This is a genomic window from Roseovarius mucosus DSM 17069 (genome assembly GCF_000768555.3).
GTDB classification, from domain to species: Bacteria; Pseudomonadota; Alphaproteobacteria; order Rhodobacterales; family Rhodobacteraceae; genus Roseovarius; species Roseovarius mucosus.
In genome coordinates this window covers 312,425-331,098 of the sequence record NZ_KN293976.1, presented here as the reverse complement: position 1 = coordinate 331,098, position 18,674 = coordinate 312,425, and the positions used below count along the sequence as shown (strand labels likewise).

The window sequence follows — 18,674 nt, the reverse complement described above, 5'->3', positions numbered from 1 at the left end:
CCCGCCCCGCCTGCGCCGACGCCCCGATGCCGTGCCGATGCAGCCCGCCGCGCCGCAAGCGGCCCGCGATTGGCTGGCGGCGGCCGAGCGCCCGTTGATGATCGTGGGCCTTGATGCGGTCAACGAAGGGGCGAGCGCCACAATCCTCGAGACTGCCGAGCGCCTGAAAATCCCCGTCATTACCACGTACAAGGCCAAGGGGATCATCCCCGAAACCCACCCGCTCTGTCTGGGCGGCGCGGGTCTGTCGCCTTTGGCAGACGGCATCCTCGTGCCGCTGGTGCAAGAGGCCGATCTGATCCTCTGCGTGGGCTATGACCCCATTGAAATGCGCCCCGGCTGGCGCGAGATCTGGGACCCGGCAGAGGCTCAAGGTGATCGACATCGCCGCCGTGCCCAACGATCAATACATGCATCAGGCGACAATGAATATTGTGGGCGCCTGCGCGCCCTCACTCGCGGCCATTGCCCAGGGTGTCCCCCCTCGCGCCACTTGGGCCGGGGGCGAGGTGACAGCGGCGCGTGCGGCGCTGGCGCGTGCCTTTCCGACCGAGGACGACTGGGGTGCCGCCGGGGTCATCGCCGAGGCGCGGGCTGTGCTGCCCGAGGATACCATCGCCACCGTTGATAGCGGCGCGCATCGAATTCTGCTGTCGCAGATGTGGACGAGCTACATCCCTCGCGCCTTGCTGCAATCCACCGCGCTGTGCACGATGGGCTGTGCCGTGCCGTTGGCGATGGGGGCCAAGCTGGCATCGCCCGACGCCACTGTTGTCAGCTTTTCGGGGGATGCCGGGTTCCTTATGGTCGCCGGCGAACTCTCGACCGTGGCGGAACTCAAACTTCCGGTGATATTCATCGTGTTTGTCGATGCCAGCCTCGCGCTCATCGAAAAGAAGCAGCGCGAGCGGCAGATGGTCAATCTGGCGGTCGATTTCGGCCATCACGATTTCGCCGCCATCGGGCGCGCCTTTGGCGGGCATGGCGTGCGCGTGACCAACCGCGCCGAATTGCGCGCCGCCCTCTTGGCCGCGCAAGAGGCTGACACCTTTACCGTCATCGCCGCCGAGATAGATCGCGGCTCTTACGACAACCGTATCTGAGGAGATGCCCATGCCCGGCCCGCTCGATGGTCTCGTTATCCTCGACCTCAGCCGTATTCTGGCGGGTCCCACCTGTACGCAGCTCCTGGGTGACCTCGGGGCAGAGGTGATCAAGATCGAGAGCCTTGAGGGCGACGATACCCGCCAATGGGGGCCGCCCTTTGCGCTGGATGCCGAGGGCAATCCCACCGATCTCTCGGCCTATTTCATGTCGTCCAACCGCAACAAGAAATCCGTGGCGGTGGATCTGACCGACCCCGAGGTGCAGCGCCTGCTGCATGACCTCGCTGGCCGCGCCGATGTGGTGATCGAGAATTTCAAACCCGGCGGTTTGCGCAAATACGGTCTTGATCACGAGACGCTCTGTGCCGCCTATCCGGGTCTTGTCTACTGCTCGATTTCCGGTTTCGGCCAGACCGGCCCGAACCGTGACAAGCCGGGTTATGACCTCATGGCGCAGGGCTATGGCGGCATCATGTCGATCACCGGCGAGGCCGGGGGAGAGCCGATGAAGGTTGGCGTGGGCGTGGCAGATGTGGTCTGCGGCCTCTATGCAGCGACCGGGATCCTGGCGGCGCTGCGTCACCGTGACGCCACAGGTGAGGGGCAGCATATCGACATCGCGCTGGTCGATGCCACGATGGCGTGGCTGGTCAATCAGGGGCTGAATTATCTCACCTCCGGGGTCTCGCCCACGCGCGCGGGCAATGCCCATCCCAATATCGTGCCCTATCAGGTCTTTGCGACCCTTGATGGCCATGTGATCGTGGCCGTGGGCAATGACAGCCAATATGCCCGCTTTTGCGATTATCTGGGCCGTCCTGATTGGGCCACCGATCCGCAATATGCCACCAATACCGCGCGGCTTGCGCATCGCGATACTCTTGTGCCGATGATCGCCGAGGTGTTGGCCACGCGCACCACCGCGCATGTCATCGACGGTCTCGAGGTGCGCAAGGTGCCTGTGGGGCCGGTCAACACGATTGGGCAGGCGCTGGAAACCGAGCAGGCGCAGGCGCGCGGCATGACCATCACCATGCCTGCGCCGGATACCGCCAAAGGCACGGTGCGTCTCATTGGTAATCCGCTGAAGTTTTCGCGCACGCCGGTCAGTTACCGTTCTGCTCCGCCTGCGACCGGGGCGGATACCGAGGCGGTGCTCTCAACACTGAGGCGCGATCTGTAACCTCGCCTCGCGGCCACGTGATTTGCTGCGACTCGGGCGATGCCTTACCCCTCCGGGTGCAGCCGGAGGGCCATTTCATGCAACGATTTCTGACAATTCTGACCGCCTTTCTGTTCCTGTCTGGCGCAGCACAAGCACTGGAACCGCGTGAAGGCTGGGTCATCCACGACACCGACAAAGGCTTTGACGCATTGGTCGAGGCTGTGCGCGAAGCGGTCAAGACTGCGCCCATCGCGATTGTCACACAGGCGAGCGCCTCGGATGGCGCGCGCGGGCAGGGGATAACTATCCCGGGCAACCGCATCTTTGGCCTTTACCGCAACGACTATGCGCGCCGCATGCTGGCCGCCAGCGTTGCGGCGGGAATCGAGGCCCCGATCCGTCTATATGTGACCGAAGATTCCGACGGCACCGCAACCCTCAGCTACAAGACGCCGACGGCGGTTTTTACCCCCTATTTCGACGAGGGCGGGGATGACCTCCGGGCGCTTGCGTCCGAACTGGATGATGTTTTCAAAACCGTCGCCGAAACAGCCATCGCTGAATGATTTTGAGGCGGGGCGGACGCCCGTGATCCTCACCTAAGCGAAATTGCGCCTATTTTCCGGTGCATTACACCTATTGCCCTGCCACTTGGCGGTCACAATCGTTAAGCTGGCGATAACGACTTGGTGAGGTGAGGGGCGGATGTGTTGCCGCTTTCATATTTTGCCGAAATAGCTGTGGTGAGAGCTAGAAAAAGGATTTCGGGTCATGCGTTCAGATCAATTCGGGTATGAGTTGACCATATCATCCCCTACCGCCGCTGAGGCGTGGGACAAGATGGTATTGGCCTTTCTCGCCCATGCCGCCAAGACCCCTGAATATCTGGGGGCTGTTCTTAGCCAAGAGCCGGATTTTGCCATGGCCCATGCCACCAAGGGGCTATTCTTCCTTATGCTGGGGCGGCGCGAATTGAACGAAACCGCGCAGGAGGCACATCGTTCTGCCGTCGATGCCGCACAACGCAGCGTTCCAACCGCGCGCGAGGCGGGCTATGTCCGTGCGCTTGGGGCATGGCTCGATGGTCGTCCGTCCGAGACCGTGCGCGAGATGGAGGCGATCCTCACGCGCTGGCCCGAGGACGCGCTGGCGATGAAGATCAGCCATGCCACCCGGTTCATCCTTGGCGATGGCAAGGGCATGCGCGCCTCGATTGAGGCACTTTTGCCCGCCTATGACGCCAAAAACCCGGCGCGCGGTTATCTCTTTGGCTGTCATGCCTTCTCGCTCGAAGAAACCGGCGATTATGCGCGCGCGGAAACCGCTGGTCGTCTTGGCCTCAGCCTGTCGCCCGATGATGCCTGGGGTCTGCATGCGGTTGCGCATGTCTTTGACATGACCGCCAATGCGCGCGCCGGGCTCAACTGGCTCGAAGGGCGCGAGCATGCTTGGACGCATTGCAACAATTTCCGCTATCATGTCTGGTGGCACAAGGCGCTGATGCATCTCGATCAAGGTGAGATTGACGCAGTTTTCGACCTCTACGACACAGAGATTCGCCGCGACAAGACCGACGATTTCCGCGATATTTCCAACGGCACCTCCCTCTTGATGCGGCTCGAACTCGAGGGGCATGACGTCGGCGACCGTTGGGAGGAATTGGCCGAGATTTCCGAGCGGCGCAGCGAAGATGCCTGCCTGCTCTTTGCCGACCTGCATTATTTGTTGGCGCTTGTAGGTGACAATCGCGACATGGCCGTCAAACGGATGTTGGCGCGGATGCACCGCGACGCCAAACAGACCAACGCGGGCGAACTGATGGCGCGTATGGCCAATCCCGGCCTGTCGGCCGCCACCGGGCTCGAGGCCTTTGGCGAAGGCGATTACAAGACCGCCTTTCTCAACCTTGGCCGCGCGCGCCGCTCGATGCAGCTTGCGGGTGGAAGTCACGCGCAACGCGATGTGTTTGAACGTCTGACCATCGACGCCGCCATTCGCGGCGGATTCCTCGATGAGGCAGAAAATATCTTGCAAGAGCGCGCCACACAGCGCGCGGGCCGTCTTGATTCCTATGCCAATACCCGTCTGGAACTTATCTCGCGCTCGCGCGTTGACTGGGACGACGCGGACCGTTTGCCGGCGGAATAGGTCTCGACAGATTTACGAAGAGGAGTCGGCACCGTTATGACGAGTGTTGCAGATCCGTCCATGACGCATGGCCAAACCACCCATGCAGCCGTCAAGCCGGTCGCCAGCACGCGCGACATCCGGCTGGATTTCTTTCGCGGGCTTGCGATGTTCATTATCCTGTGTGCCCACACCCCGCGCAATTTCTTCACAAGCTGGATTCCGGCGCGTTGGGGCTTTTCGGATGCCACCGAAATCTTTGTGTTCTGCTCGGGCATGGCCTCGGCCATTGCCTTTGGGCGCACCTTTGACCGCGCGGGCTGGACGCTGGGCACCGGGCGTGTGGGTTACCGCGTCTGGCAGGTTTATTGGGCGCATATCGGGATGTTCTTTGTCATCGCGACGATGCTTGCGGCCTTTGACATCATTGGTGATTTCGACAAGAGCTATGTAAACGGCCTGAACCTCCAGAGGTTCTTTGCCGATCCCGGTCCGCAGCTTCTGGGTCTTTTTACCCTCACGTATGTGCCCAATTACTTCGACATCCTGCCGATGTACATGGTAATCCTCGTGATGATGCCCGTTGTCGTGGCCCTTAGCCGCATCAGTCTCTGGGCGGTGGCAGCGGCGATGGGGCTGACGTGGCTCATGGCGCAGGAGTTTCTCCTTGCCTCACTGGGCCTCGGCCAATGGCATCTGGCCTTTCCGGCAGAGCCTTGGTCGAATCGCGAATGGTTCTTCAACCCGTTCGGCTGGCAGCTGATCTTTTTCACCGGCTTTGCCTTCATGCGCGGCTGGTTGCCCAGACCGCCGGTGAATCGCGTGTTGATCGGCATCGCGGCAGCTATTGTCATCGCGAATATCCCGCTTTCCAACATCGGCGTGCGCGAATTCGGCTTTGATTGGGCCCGCGACTGGCGCGGCGCAAACAACGGGCTGTTCAACAAATCCGATTTCGGAATCCTGCGCTATGTACATTTTCTGGCACTTGCATATCTGTGCTGGGCAGCGGCCGGAGAAGGTGGTATGCGCCTGCGCGCCACTGGCACTGGCGTCATCTCATATGTGTGGGGAGTTCTGCTCAAAATGATTCTGAAGGTCGGGCAGCAATCGCTGGCGGTCTTCGTCTTCTCCATGGTGTTCGCCCGCTTTTCGGGCTTTGTCATGGACCAGATCGGACGCACTACCTGGAACATAACGCTCGCGAATTTCATCGGGTTCGGGGCATTGATCGCGGTGGCTTACATCGCGGCCTGGTTTAAATCTCATCCATGGCGGGTCGCGAAATGATCCGCCGAGATGTTCTGAAATCCATCGCGGCACTTGCGCTTTGGCCCGGCATGGCCCGGGCAGAGGGGGGCGTGGCCTTTTCCGAAGCAATGCTGCACGAGTTGGCCCGCCAGATCGCGGCCAATCCCTATGCAGAGCGCCCGTTCGTGCCTGACGCATGGCGGGAACTGACCTATGATCAGTATCGCGGTATTCGCTACGATACCGACAAGGCGATCTGGGCGGGCACTGACACCACGCTTGAATTCGACATGTTCCCGCCGGGCCTCTATTTCCCGCATGCGGTTGAGGTCAACATGGTCGAGAATGGCGTCGCGCGCAGACTGCCGTTCGATTTTTCACTCTATGACCTGCATGAGATCGTGCCGGAGCTACCCGTGGACGACGCCTTGGGCTATTCCGGGATCCGCCTGCGGGCAGAGATCGAAAAGCCGGGCTTCTTCCAGGAATATGCCGTGTTCCAGGGGGCGAGCTATTTCCGCGTGATCGCGCGCGATCTGGTCTACGGGCTTTCGGCGCGCGGCCTGGCGCTCAACACCGCCTCGCCCGATGGCGAGGAGTTTCCGGATTTCACCCGCTTCTGGATCGAGAAGCCGGCACCGGGGGTCACCGAGCACAAGGTTCACGCCCTGCTCGAGAGCCCCTCTGTCACAGGCATCTATCACTTCACCTTGCGGCCCAGTGGCACCACGACAGAGGTCGATGTGCGCTGCACCCTCTGGCCGCGCACGGAGCTTGCGAATGTCGGCATCGCGCCGCTGACCTCGATGTTCTACTTCGACGAGACCAACCGTGGCCGGTTCGATGATTTCCGCCCCGCCGTGCATGACAGTGACGGGCTCAGCATCCACAACGGCAATGGCGAGTTGATCTGGAGGCCTTTGGCCAACCCGACCTTTATCCAGATTTCCAGTTTCGTCGATGATAACCCCAAGGGTTTCGGCCTGGCACAACGCGAGCGCGCATTCTCAAACTTCGAGGATCTCGAGGCGCATTACCATGAGCGCCCCAGCCTCTGGATTACGCCCGGCGAAGATTGGGGACAGGGTGCGGTAACGTTGGTCGAAATCCCGACGGACAAGGAAATCTACGACAATATCGTGGTCTATTGGAAACCCCGGACACCTCTTGCGGAGGGCTCTGAACACGCGTTCAGCTATCGCATGACCTGGACCGACCAGATCGAGGCGACCAAGCCGGTGACGCCGGTGCTGAATACCCGCCTTGGCAAGGGCTTTGCTCATAATGATCACAAGGTCGTGGTCATCGACTTTGCCCCGCATCCCGCCTTGCCCGATGATTATGAGGAGTTGGTCGCTTACGTCAGGGCCAATACCTTTGAAACGTCTGTCCCCCAAATTCAGCGCAATCCGGAAACAGACGGACCGCGGCTGGTGTTTTCCTTTGATCCCGGCGATGCCGAGGCGTCGGAAATGCGTGCGCAACTCTATCACCAAGGACAGGCCGTGTCCGAAGTCTGGCTTTACCGATGGACAGTCTGACCCCCTTTCCCGGCACCGGGCTGATGCCCGCGCCTGCGCCTCTGGCCCATCCGGTCCAGAGCCTGCGTCACGCCTATCGAGACCCCAGTGCGCCGGTCTGGAAACCTTCTGCCGTGTTCCAGTGGCGGCGTCTGGCGGCGTTTCTGCCGGCCGTCATCACGACGGGGGCCCTGGCCTGGGCCTTTGGAGATTGGTTGTCGACCAATGGCATCTGGTGGCTGGAATGGGTGCTGCTGGCCTTTGTGGTCGCCACCTTCTTTTGGATCGCTCTGGCGATGGGCACGGCGACGCTTGGCCTTGCCGTTCATCTCAAACAGAAAGGCACCCGCATCGGGGCCACGCCCGCGCCGCTGCGCGTGGCGCTGCTTGTGCCGATCTACAATGAGGACACTGCCGAAGTCTTTGGCAATGCCAGCGCCATGATGAGCGCCTTGCGCGCGGCGCGCAGTGCGCATCGGTTCGAGCTCTTTATCCTGTCCGACACGCAGGACAGTGACATCGCCCTGACCGAGCAGCGCGCGTATGCCACGCTGCGCGCCACCATGCCGCCCGATGCCCCGGTCTGGTACCGCAGGCGGGTGCAGAACACCGAACGCAAGGTGGGCAACATCGCGCAATGGCTGGAAAACTGGGGCGGTGCCTATGAGGCGATGCTTGTGCTGGACGCCGATAGCCTGATGAGCCCCGAGGCGGTCATCGCCCTCTCTGACGAGATGTCGCTTGATCCGACCGCAGGGCTTATTCAGTCGGCCCCGCTGGTGGTGGGGTCTGACACGCTCTTTGGCCGGATGCAGCAATTCTCGGCCTCCGTCTACGGGATGCTTCTGTCTCAGGGGCTGGCGGGATGGACAGGCTCCGAAGGCAACTATTGGGGCCATAACGCCATCCTGCGCACCCGCGCCTTTGCGGATTGCGCGGGCCTGCCGCGCATGCCGTCGCTGCGCGGCAAGGGTGGGCTAATCCTTAGTCATGATTTCGTCGAGGCGGGCCTTTTGCGCCGTGCCGGCTGGGCGGTGCGGTTCCTTCCCTCCATTCCCGGCAGCTTTGAAGAGCCGCCCGCCACCCTGATCGACTATGCGCTGCGTGATCGCCGCTGGTGCCATGGCAATCTTCAACACCTCCGCCTTCTGGCGACGCGCGGCCTACATCCGGTCTCTCGCTTTCATCTTTTCCACGGCGCTATGAGCTATCTGCTCTCGCCCGCGTGGTTCGGCCTTCTGGTGATCTGGGCTATCTTGGGGAATGGCCAAGACAGCGTCATCACCTATTTCTCGATGGAAAACCCACTCTATCCGGTCTGGCCAGAAATGAGCCGGGTCAGTTCCGTGCTCATTCTGCTGTTCATGTATGGGATGCTGCTTGCGCCCAAGATGCTGGGCGCGCTTTCGCTTGGCCTCACCGAGCAGAAAATGCAGCGCTATGGCGGCGGGGCACGATTTGCCCTCTCGCTGCTGGTCGAAGTGCTGCTGTCGATCCTCTTTTCGCCGATCATGATGGTGCAACAGGTGGTTGCGGTGCTGCGCACCGTGATCGGCATTCGTCCCACCTGGTCGCCGCAAGCGCGCAAAGGCGGCGATTACAGCCCGCGCACCGTCCTCAAGTTTCATGCGCTCGAAACCGTCAGCGGTGCGCTTCTGGTGCTCGGTATGGCGGCGGGGGTGGTATCGCTCTGGCTTTTGCCGATTGCGGTGAGCCTGGTTGCCGCCGTGCCGCTCTCGATGGTGTCGGGCCTGCGGCTGGATCAGCGTCGTGGCCTTGCGTCCCTGATGGCCACGCCCGAGATGGTCGATACCCCGCCCATCCTGCAATTGGCGCGCAATCACCGGATGATGTTCCGCCATCCCGAGAGCCCGCCCATCGCCGCCGAGTAACAGCTACTGGCCGGGTCCCTTGAGCGTCTCGAACCAGTCGAGCGCCATCGTGGACCAGCCTTTCGGCACGCTATGCCCCCCGTCGAACAGCACGAACTCTAGCGCGGAACCGGGGGCGCAGCGGGTCCAACTTCGGCGCAGGAAATCGCCCGAGGTTTCGAACCTGTCGGCGCGGTAATTGTCACAGCCATTGGCCGCGCGCCACAGGCTCATGGCATGAAACACGTCACCCTGGGCAAAATCACGCCCCATGACCTGACGGATCACGCGCCCCTCGAGCGGCACCACTTCGTCGCGCCAGCCATGCGTATGCAATAGCCGCACAGGCCCGGCGCAGCCTGTCGGATGCGGTCGCCAAAAGCTGCCGGACACTGGGGCATAGGCGCTGAAGGCGTCCGGCGTGGCGCAGGCGATATAGCTGGTAAGAGACCCGCCAATGGAAAACCCGGCCAAGAGACTGCGTTTTGGATCAATGTCAAAGCGTGCGGCGGCATCCTGCATCACCTCTTGCAGGAACGCCGCCTCATCGCGCTGTCCCGGAAAATCCGGGTGGAAATTCCAGCTGGGGCGTGTGCGCCCCATACGGATCAGCCCGTTGGGCGCGATATAGGCATAGCCGCGCGCTGTGGCATCCCGTGCGGTGGCACCCTCGACCATCGGTCCGCCGCGCCCGCCATGCCCATGCAAAAAGATCATCACCGGGTAGGGGCCCGGCCCTTCGGGCAGGGCGATGTGATAGCTGCCTGTCGCTGTCTCGCAGGGCGTGTCGGGATCACCGCAGGGCTGGGCGGCCTCTAGCGGCCCGGCGAACAACAGGCAGAGCGCAAGAGCAGAAACAAGGCGCATCGGAGGCTCCAGTCAAAGGATTGCTGCACCAAGTCTCCCATATTCCCCGGCCCCTGCACAGGGCGCCGGCGTCACCCTTGCGTGAGGCTTGGCGCATTTACGCCCAATCGCCGAAACCAAAGGTCATGTAGTCGCGCAAATAGGCTTCGCGCGTCAGAGCCTCGATTTCGGCATCGTAGATCTCGGCCAGTGGATAGGGTGCGGTGTCGCGCGCGTTGGCCGGGGAAGGGGCCTTGGAATAGCCGACCTGCCGTGCCAAGGCAGTCAGATACCCCGCCATTTCACTTTCCCGCACCACCATGTCGGGCGGGGCGAAGTCCGCCAGCCCCTCCAGCACGGCGGCCTGTGTTGCCCAATGTGCATCCACCCTTATGCCGGTTTGTCCCGCCAGATTGGCCTTGAGAAACCGCAAAAAGGCCGCAAAGGCCAGCCGGTGTGCATCGCGATCATAACTCGCATCCAAATCCCCTTGGGGAATCGGCAGTTTGTGAAAATTGCGCAGCGTGCGGCGAATGTCGCGATAGCATCCCGGTCCCTTGATCAGGATTTTGTCGCAAAAGGCAGCATGCGCGCGTGCCACCGGGTGTCGCAACACGGTAAAGCGCCGATGCCCCGGCTTGCGCCGCATCCATTGCCGCAGCGCCTTTTGATTGAGCTTGGTGGGCAATGTCTCGACCGGCACATTGTCCAGTGACGCGAGCCACGCACAGACCTCTGCCTCGGGGCCGGAGCGCACCGGCATATAGAGCAATGGCGCGCGTGCCGCGCTGACGAATCCGGGCACGGCCGCGCCGCGTCGCGGCTCGAAATTGGGGGTGCGCGTCAGGTTGAACGGATCGAGCCCCGCCAGTGCCCGCTCCATCTCCGTGAAATTCTCGACCTTGCTTTCCAGTGGCTCGGGGTTCTGCTTCTTGAGCGAAGCATCGAGCGCCTCTAGCCGCGTCTCACAGCCCAGGTAGCGCGCCAGACCGTTCATCACCTCAAGGCTCTGCAAATCCTCATATGCCACGTAAAATGCCGTCTGCCCCGCCGCTTGCAGCCGGTTTAGCAGCAACACCTGAAACGCCTGCAACCGGCCCACATGCAGCTCGAACTCGGCCGGATCAAAGGTGATCTTGCTGTCCCGACGGCGTTTGACGTTGGTCAGTTTCCATTGCCCAGTCGCCTGCGCGATTTTCCACGACACATAGCTTTCGACTGGGTTGCGCGTCAGGATGATCTTGGCGCAGCGCGGATCGTCCAGCATCAGATCCAGAATGCGCGGGTCGTGATCGTGGAAATAGCGAAACCCGCCGATGCCTTGCGATTGCCCCTTGATTGCGCCGATCAACCGCTCTGGCACCTCGTCCCGCTCAGCTTGGGTCAACCCCAAGAGCTCTGTCTTGTTGGGATAGCCGATGAAATGCGGATTGAACGCCTCGCCATGGCATTCGATCCCGTCAAAGGCATTCAGGTTGCTTTCAAGAAAATTGGACCCGGTGCGCATCTCTGCGAACACCACGAAATAATCAAAATTGCCTGTCATTCGGCCTTATCGCACAAGATAGGGTTTGCGGGGATTGTTCTGCGGTTCGTTCATCCCCTGCTCCACCGGAAAATCCCCCATCACATAGGGGTGCATCCCTTGATTCTTGAGGTTTTGCAGGAATTGACCAAAGCCGGTCAGATCGGCCATGCGCGGCACCTCGGCCAAACCGCGCAGGTTCTGCTGGCCAATCTCGTCGATGATGGTTTGCAATGGCTCCATCGGGGCCTCGATGAATTCGGCCATGGTCCAGATGCGCACCCGCGCCTTGATCCATTGCGAGCGCAGCACCTCCAGATGCTTGCTCTCTATCCGCTGCAACTGTGCCGCCTCGCGCCGGATGTCCGAGAAATTGGCGTTGGATTTGAAGAGTGGTACGGCCCAAGCCCCCGAAATCACCGAAACCTGCGCGTTGGGATCGCGGACAATATCCCACTCGATATCCGTCAGGACATCGCGCGGTCCCATCTGGAAACATTGCCGCTCGCCGCGCGTGTTCCAGATCAGATTGGCCAGAAAGGCGCGCGGGTTGTAATCGCGCAGCGCGGCACTGTCTGACAGCGCCCCGTTCATCACCATCTGCCCGTCGGAAAATTCGGCCCGTTCCGGCGCAAAGAGATGGCCGTGCACCCGCATGCCGGTCATCCGTGCCAGCCACGGCTCGAAATTCTCGAAAAGATCGCTGAAACCCTCGAACACCGAATAGGGTGCGCAGGTTAGTCCGTTCTCGCGCCCCTCGACCGGAAACCGGCTCTGCATATAGAGACCGGGGCGCCCACGCGTGCGCCGCTCCACCGCCTTGGCGAAAATGCGGTCGATCTTGCCGGGGTTCGGTTCCGTGCGCTTCATCGCACTGGCCTGATCGGTCAAGAACGCCTCATAAAGACGGTCGGCAAAGGGCCAGATCTTGCGCGCGACAAAACAGTCGGAGCGCCGCAAGAGTTGCAGGTGATCATCATAGAAAATATGTGGCTTGCCCTGATAGTCGAATTTCGACAGCGTCAGTGACCGGCTCTCGATTTGGCGAGAATATTGCCGCGCCAGGGTCTGAAAATAGCTCTCGTCGGGAATCCACACCTTGGAGAAGTAACGGTCATAGATCCGCCTCTCCGGGTCTTCCAGAATGGCGGATAGCGTTTGCCGCGTCAGACACCACCACTGGCTTCCCATATGCGGCACGATACCGTTGGGAATGCGCCGCTTGAACCGCACCAGCCGTTGAAGCGCGACGTATTTGTCAAAGAGAAAGCGGTTCTTACGCCAGGAAAATGGAAACCTCAGCGTGAATCGCTCTTGATCCAAGCCGCCGATGGTCCAAGGCACGTCCGCCGTTGTGGCGCTCTCGATGAAATCGGTATGTGGCCGCTTTCCCAGATAATCGATCAACTCTTGCACCGGGCGCAACGGGAGGCACGAACCAGAGGCAAGATACACATGCCGCACCGCTTTGAAGTCGCGCAGCATGATCTCAGCGGCCCCTTGCGTTGCCGCGACCAGCCCCCAGGTGCCCCACTCACACCGATGGCGCGGGGCAAAGCGCACATCGCTCATATCCGAGAGCGCCTGCACAAAGGCATTGTAGGTCTTGCGTGGGACTGCCTTGTCGACGTGGATAACCAGCGGACAGCCTGAGGCCGCCCAGTGGCGCGCCACCTGTTCGGCGCGACCAAAGGCCGTATGAACCAGCATGATGATGCCGACGCTCATTCTGTCCCTGTTCCCGTCCCCGTGCTCATGCCCAGTTCCCCTTGGACATCAACCCGAGAATTTCTAATTGTCGCCAGTTTATATATTTTTCCGACCATTTGCACCAAAGTTCGGGATTGTCCTTCACCAACTCTGCATAGGCCTTGTATTCGACGCTGCCGGAATAATGCTGGCGGCGGGTCAGTTCCTCTGCCGCCTTGACGGTAAAGGTGTCCAGAAACTTGGCATGGAGCAGGATGCCACTCGCCTTTTCCCCGCCCCATTCGTCATAGGTCAGGTTCAGACCGCGCGGCAGGATCATATGGGTCGAGCTTTCATAGGCATAGCGCCTGTCCCACCGCACCAGCGGTGTCTTGTTCAGCGCCGGCGCCTTTTTGGGGTTGTCCGGGAAAAACACCCGCGCCCGCGGCCCGCCCTGAATCCAGAGATTGCCGTAAAACTTATTCTTTTCGATGATGTAATTACCGGGATCGAACCATGCGGCAATCTCTATCGGGTTTTGCCCCGGCTGATAGGGAACCGCATCAATCCGCCCCTTGGGATACATATCGAGCAGCATCGCGCCAAAGGATTTGACCTGAGAGGTATCCAGCCAATCGGTCAGCGCCCGAATGGGGCGCGTATCGCAGAACGGATAGATGAAGAATTCATCAGGATCGACGACCAGCGTCCAATGGCCATGGCCATATTTTCCCTGGAGCCAGTTAAGCCAATCCACCCCGAACCGCGCGCGCTTGTAGCTCGATTTGGTTGACCATAGCGACACATCCTCTTGCGCCGCCAGATATTCCGCGCCGCCATCGGTGCTGTCATTATCCACGATCAGAAAGTGCGAAATCCCCAATTCGCGGTAATAGCGCAGGAAATAGGGCAGGCGAATATGCTCGTCACGCATGGTTGAAAATAACAACACATCGCCCGGCTTGATCCGATCGGTGCGGTTGATCACCGGATTAAGCGAAAAATGCTTGCGAAACGCGCGAATCTTCGCCCGTTTGCGCCGCAACCGCATCCGATATGACTGCCATGCCCCCAAAAATCACGTCCTGTTGCCTGCCCGGAACGGCCTTAAATTATTCCTCAACATTTAATACGGGCTTTTGAGAAACAATCTTAGCTAAAAATATAGTCTGTTGACGCTAAATGATCAAATCGCACCCCGGTGCGGTGCAAACTTACTTGGGCGACCGCTTGGCGAGGATGCGCTGCAAGGTGCGGCGGTGCATATTGAGGCGACGAGCGGTTTCGCTCACGTTGCGATCACAAAGTTCATAAACCCGCTGGATATGCTCCCATCGCACCCTATCGGCGCTCATCGGGTTTTCGGGCGGCGGCGGCAGGTCGGCGCCATTGGCCAAGAGGGCGTTGGTGATGTCGGTGGCATCCGCTGGCTTGGACAGGTAATCCGTGGCCCCGATTTTGACCGCCGCAACAGCGGTGGCAATCGCACCATAGCCCGTCAGCACCACGATCCGGCTGTCGGGGCGTTTTTCGCGGATCACCTCGACCACGTCGAGCCCGTTGCCATCCTCAAGCCGCAAATCGCAAACCGCGTAGGCGGGGGGGCGCGCCGTGGCAATCGCGCGCCCGGCCGCGACCGATCCTGCCGTTTCAACCTCGAAACCGCGCTTCTCCATCGCCTTGGCGAGACGTTTTAGAAACGCCTCGTCATCATCCACAAGCAGAAGAGACCTATCTTCACCGATATCCTGTATCTCGTCGGTCATGCCGTCCCTCCCGCTCCGCCATTCTGACACAGGTTCTAGCCCGCAGCCTGACCTGCGTCAAACAAACGCGCTATTCTAGCGAGCGTCAAGAAAACATTGAACGCGATCAGCCATTTGCTCTGCGGTCACGTCACGGCGGAAAAACTCGACAAAGCCATGCTCGGGAAGGGACAGATAGGTCATCGTTGAATGGTCCACGAGATAGAAATCCTCTTCGCCCTCGGTCGGCTGATGCGCTTGGAAAAACGTGCGATAGGCCTTTGAGGCGGCGCGCACCTGCTCTTCGCTGCCCGTGAGGCCCAGCAGGCGGGGGTGCACATAGTCGGTGTATTCCGCCATGACCTCGGGCGTGTCCCGCTTGGGATCAATCGAGATGAACACCGGCTTGACCATTTCACCACGGTCCTCGAGCAGATCCACCGCCTCGGCATTGCGCGTATTGTCGAGCGGGCAGACATCGGGACAGAACGTATAGCCAAAATAGATCAGCGAGGGCTGGTCGATCACCTCTTTGTCGGTCACGGTCTCGCCGGTTTCGCTGACAAGCGTAAACGCACCGCCGATCTGCGATGCGCCGCCGGCGACATTCGACGCCCGGCACTGCGCAAACTGGTCGTCCTCACCCTGCATCATGGTCATGGCATAGGTGATCCCAAGCCCGACGATGGCGACTAATCCAGCGGCGATGGCGATCAAGCGGGTCATGGGATATCCTTGCGTTCGTGGGGTCAGAGTGCGACTTTGCTTATGTATCATCACACCCCTCGCGTGCAATGGGACGTAGGCGCACATATGGTTGATCTCTCGCCGGAACCCTTGAAATCTCGCCAACGCGGCAACTGGATTCGCCTGCGCACGCTGGTCCTTTTGCGTTGGTGGGCCATCGTGGGGCAGGCATCCGCCTTGATCATCGCCGAGCGGGTCTATGGCCTCGATCTCGAAATCGGCCTGTGTTTTCTGGTGATCGGGGTCTCGATCGCCAGCAATCTCGTCGCCGCCTTTGTCTTTGCCGAAAACAAACGCCTGTCGGAACAGGATACCTTTCTGGTCGTGCTTTTCGACATGCTGCAACTGGGGCTCTTGCTCTATCTGACCGGCGGGCTGCACAATCCGTTTTCGATCCTGATCGTGGGGCCGGTCACGGTGTCGGCCTCCGCGCTCTCGGGGCGCTCCACCGCTTTTCTCGGCGCGATGGCGATCATGATCGTCACGCTCTTGATGCAATTCTACTTGCCACTGCGGCTTCAGGACGGTTTCGTTCTGGCGATGCCGGATGTATTCCGCTTTGGCAATTGGATGGCGATTGTCATCGCGGTGCTTTTCCTCGGGGTCTATTCGCGATGGATCGTGCAGGAAATGCGCGCCATGTCCGACGCCCTGCAAGCGACGCAAATGGCCTTGGCGCGCGAACAGAAACTGACTGATCTGGGCGGCGTGGTTGCCGCCGCAGCGCATGAGCTGGGCACGCCGCTGGCCACGATCAAACTCGCCAGTGCCGAATTGGCCGAGGAACTCGCCGACTACCCTGACCTGCGCGAGGATGCTCTGCTTATCGTGCAGCAAACCGATCGCTGCCGCGACATCCTGCGTTCCATGGGACGCGTGGGCAAGGATGACCTGCACCTGCGCAGCGCGCCCCTCACCGCGCTCATCGAAGAGGCGGCAGAGCCGCATATCGCGCGCGGCAAACACATACATTTCGACCACGGGCCAGAGGATTTGACCAGCCAACCAACCGTGCTACGCCGCCCCGAGGTGATCCACGGCCTGCGCAACCTGATCCAGAACGCCGTGGATTTCGCCCGTGACAATGTCTGGGTCGAGAGCGGCTGGACCGCGGATGCCATCACTCTGCGAATCATGGATGACGGGCGCGGCTATCCGCCCGACATGCTGGGGCGCATCGGCGATCCCTTCATTCGCCGCCGCGCCCCCGCCAACGATCCACAGCGCCCGGAATACGAGGGCATGGGTCTTGGTCTTTTCATCGCCAAGACCCTGCTGGAGCGGTCAGGCGCCGATCTCACCTTTGCCAATGGCTCGGATTCCTTTCGCAAAGAGGCCAGCCGTGCCGCGCGTACCGGTGCCTTGGTCGAGGTGTCCTGGCCCCGCGACGCGCTCGAGGCCCCATCCGGGGCTCTCACCCCTGCCTTGGGCCTCAATCAGCCTCTGCGTGGCTGATCCCCGGTCGGCGTTAATTCCCTCTTAACCACTCTGCGCCAAGCTTGGTCTCGGAACCCGCCTGCGAGGGATGTAGATGTTTGCCATGGCTGCTTCGGATATCGCCGTTCTTGTGCCTTTGGCGCTTCTATTGTCATTGGGTATTCTCTGGCTGATGGGCCATCCCAGCCCTCTTAGCCGGCGCGCGCAAGCGGTACCGGGCCCGCGCGATGTGGCCTTTCTCTTTCGCGATGGCGTGCTGGTCGATCACGATGCCTCCAGCCTGTCCTTGCCCGAGGCCGCGACTGAGGTCAGCGATTGGTCGCGCTTTTGCCACTGGATGGGTTTTCGGTTTGGCGATCTGCCGCAACATCACGACGACATGAACGCAGGCCAGAGCATCTTCTTGCAGGCCGAGGATGGCGCGACCCTCACCCTCATCCGGCAGCGAGATAGCCTGCGCGCCGTGCTGCGTGACACGGCCCCCGTTGACGCAGCCGCCTGCCACGCCCTCGCAAGCGAGCGTCACGATCTTCTCTCCCGGTCTTTGGCAGCCGAGCGTGCGCCCACCCCGATCTGGATCATGGATGGCGCCGGTTCCATCCTCTGGCAAAATGACAGCGCCGGCGCAGTGCCGCCCGCCCATGTTCCGCACCTGACCGCACGGCCCGACTTCCCGCCGGAGGTGGGCGACACCTCCTGCGCGCGGCTCCGTCTTGCGAGCGAGGCGGGCGAGCAGGATCATGTCTATGACCTGCATGTAACCCGCACCGCGATGGGCTGTGTCCACCACGCGCAGGACATCACCCGCCTTGTTCGCGCCGAAACGCTGCAACGCGAGTTTGTCCAGACGTTGAGCAAGACTTTTGCCGACCTCACCACCGGCCTTGTGGTCTTTGACCGGGCCAAGATGCTTGCGGTCTTCAACCCCGCGCTCACGGATCTCACGGGTCTGCCCCCTGAGTTCCTCAGCGCCCGGCCCAGCCTCTTTGGCTTTTTCGATGCCCTGCGCGACCGGATGGTGATGCCCGAACCCAAGAATTACGCAAGCTGGCGTAGCCAGATCACCGATATGGTCAAGAGTGCTGCGGGCGGTCTCTATCACGAGGTTTGGACCCTGCCTTCGGGCCAGACCTACCGCGTCACCGGGCGGCCCCACCCCGATGGTGCTGTGGCGTTTCTGTTCGAGGATATCTCACTCGAGGTGTCGACCACCCGCCGTCACCGGCTCCAGATGGACCTGCGCCAATCCGTGATCGACCGCCTGCAAGAGGGAATCGCGGTGTTGGCACAGGATGGTCACCTGCTCTTTTGTAACAGTGCCTTTGGCGAAATGCTGGGCATCGACCCGGACACCAGCTTTGCCGAAATGGGCCTGCATGACGTCATCGCCGCCTGTGCCGCGCGCTACCCCGATCCCGGCCTCTGGCCCGAGGTCGAGGATCGCCTCGCAACCCGACGTCTGGTTGCAACCCTCCATGATCGCGCCGTGTCGCGGGGGCAGGCAGGGGCCGACCTTCGGATTGTGCCGCTGGGGCAGGGCCAATCCATGCTCTGTCTCAAGGATCGCACCGTAGCCGAGGCGGATCGCGTGGACTTGCCTCTGCGCTGAGACGGGTTGCGGGCAGGCGCGGCGCGTGTAGTGTCG

Annotated in this window: 14 protein-coding genes and 1 pseudogene; 9 read left to right on the top strand and 6 right to left on the bottom strand. The window is 61.2% G+C overall.

Annotated features, from left to right (window positions below; genetic code table 11):
• From ROSMUC_RS05490 to mdoH, 7 genes and pseudogenes are all read left to right on the top strand, one after another.
• Positions 1–1,103, top strand: a pseudogene (locus ROSMUC_RS05490) (thiamine pyrophosphate-binding protein); the annotation flags it as partial.
• 10 nt (positions 1,104–1,113) lie between these two features.
• Complete coding sequence (locus ROSMUC_RS05485) at positions 1,114–2,289, top strand: CaiB/BaiF CoA transferase family protein (protein ID WP_037270468.1); 1,176 nt, start codon at positions 1,114–1,116, stop codon at positions 2,287–2,289.
• 77 nt (positions 2,290–2,366) lie between these two features.
• Positions 2,367–2,837 carry a DUF302 domain-containing protein gene (locus ROSMUC_RS05480; RefSeq protein WP_037270466.1) on the top strand — a complete coding sequence of 157 codons (471 nt, stop codon included), beginning with the start codon at positions 2,367–2,369 and terminating at the stop codon, positions 2,835–2,837.
• 205 nt (positions 2,838–3,042) lie between these two features.
• A complete protein-coding gene (locus tag ROSMUC_RS05475) occupies positions 3,043–4,419 on the top strand; it encodes a tetratricopeptide repeat protein (RefSeq protein ID WP_037270395.1) in 1,377 nt (458 codons plus the stop codon).
• A gap of 36 nt (positions 4,420–4,455) precedes the next feature.
• Positions 4,456–5,688 carry an OpgC family protein gene (locus ROSMUC_RS05470; RefSeq protein WP_037270393.1) on the top strand — a complete coding sequence of 411 codons (1,233 nt, stop codon included), beginning with the start codon at positions 4,456–4,458 and terminating at the stop codon, positions 5,686–5,688.
• Positions 5,670–7,190, top strand: coding sequence for an OpgD/OpgG family glucan biosynthesis protein (locus ROSMUC_RS05465; protein WP_245875118.1), 1,521 nt, complete (start codon positions 5,670–5,672; stop codon positions 7,188–7,190). The genes ROSMUC_RS05470 and ROSMUC_RS05465 overlap by 19 nt, the downstream gene beginning before the upstream one ends.
• Positions 7,178–9,061, top strand: coding sequence for a glucans biosynthesis glucosyltransferase MdoH (mdoH, locus tag ROSMUC_RS05460; RefSeq protein WP_037270391.1), 1,884 nt, complete (start codon positions 7,178–7,180; stop codon positions 9,059–9,061). The genes ROSMUC_RS05465 and mdoH overlap by 13 nt, the downstream gene beginning before the upstream one ends.
• Before the next feature lie 3 nt (positions 9,062–9,064).
• Here the strand turns inward: mdoH and ROSMUC_RS05455 are convergent, their stop codons facing one another.
• The 6 genes from ROSMUC_RS05455 to ROSMUC_RS05430 form a co-directional block, all read right to left on the bottom strand.
• Positions 9,065–9,907 carry a CE1 family esterase gene (locus ROSMUC_RS05455; protein WP_037270390.1) on the bottom strand — a complete coding sequence of 281 codons (843 nt, stop codon included), beginning with the start codon at positions 9,905–9,907 and terminating at the stop codon, positions 9,065–9,067.
• Positions 9,908–10,004: 97 nt separating this feature from the next.
• Positions 10,005–11,432, bottom strand: coding sequence for a sulfotransferase family 2 domain-containing protein (locus ROSMUC_RS05450; protein ID WP_037270388.1), 1,428 nt, complete (start codon positions 11,430–11,432; stop codon positions 10,005–10,007).
• Positions 11,433–11,438: 6 nt separating this feature from the next.
• A complete protein-coding gene (locus ROSMUC_RS05445) occupies positions 11,439–13,139 on the bottom strand; it encodes a DUF5927 domain-containing protein (RefSeq protein ID WP_037270386.1) in 1,701 nt (566 codons plus the stop codon).
• Positions 13,140–13,164: 25 nt separating this feature from the next.
• Positions 13,165–14,151: a glycosyltransferase family 2 protein gene (locus ROSMUC_RS05440; RefSeq protein ID WP_037270384.1), complete on the bottom strand. Its 987-nt coding sequence runs from the start codon at positions 14,149–14,151 to the stop codon at positions 13,165–13,167.
• 163 nt (positions 14,152–14,314) lie between these two features.
• Positions 14,315–14,866: an ActR/PrrA/RegA family redox response regulator transcription factor gene (locus ROSMUC_RS05435; protein ID WP_037270382.1), complete on the bottom strand. Its 552-nt coding sequence runs from the start codon at positions 14,864–14,866 to the stop codon at positions 14,315–14,317.
• Between the two features lie 75 nt (positions 14,867–14,941).
• Positions 14,942–15,571: an SCO family protein gene (locus ROSMUC_RS05430; RefSeq protein WP_037270381.1), complete on the bottom strand. Its 630-nt coding sequence runs from the start codon at positions 15,569–15,571 to the stop codon at positions 14,942–14,944.
• 87 nt (positions 15,572–15,658) lie between these two features.
• On the opposite strand from ROSMUC_RS05430, the gene regB reads away from it, so the two are divergent.
• Positions 15,659–17,047 carry a sensor histidine kinase RegB gene (gene regB / locus ROSMUC_RS05425; protein WP_037270462.1) on the top strand — a complete coding sequence of 463 codons (1,389 nt, stop codon included), beginning with the start codon at positions 15,659–15,661 and terminating at the stop codon, positions 17,045–17,047.
• Between the two features lie 85 nt (positions 17,048–17,132).
• Entirely contained in the window at positions 17,133–18,638 is a 1,506-nt protein-coding gene (locus ROSMUC_RS05420) for a PAS-domain containing protein (protein WP_245875117.1), read from the top strand.
• The last annotated feature ends 36 nt before the right edge of the window (positions 18,639–18,674 follow it).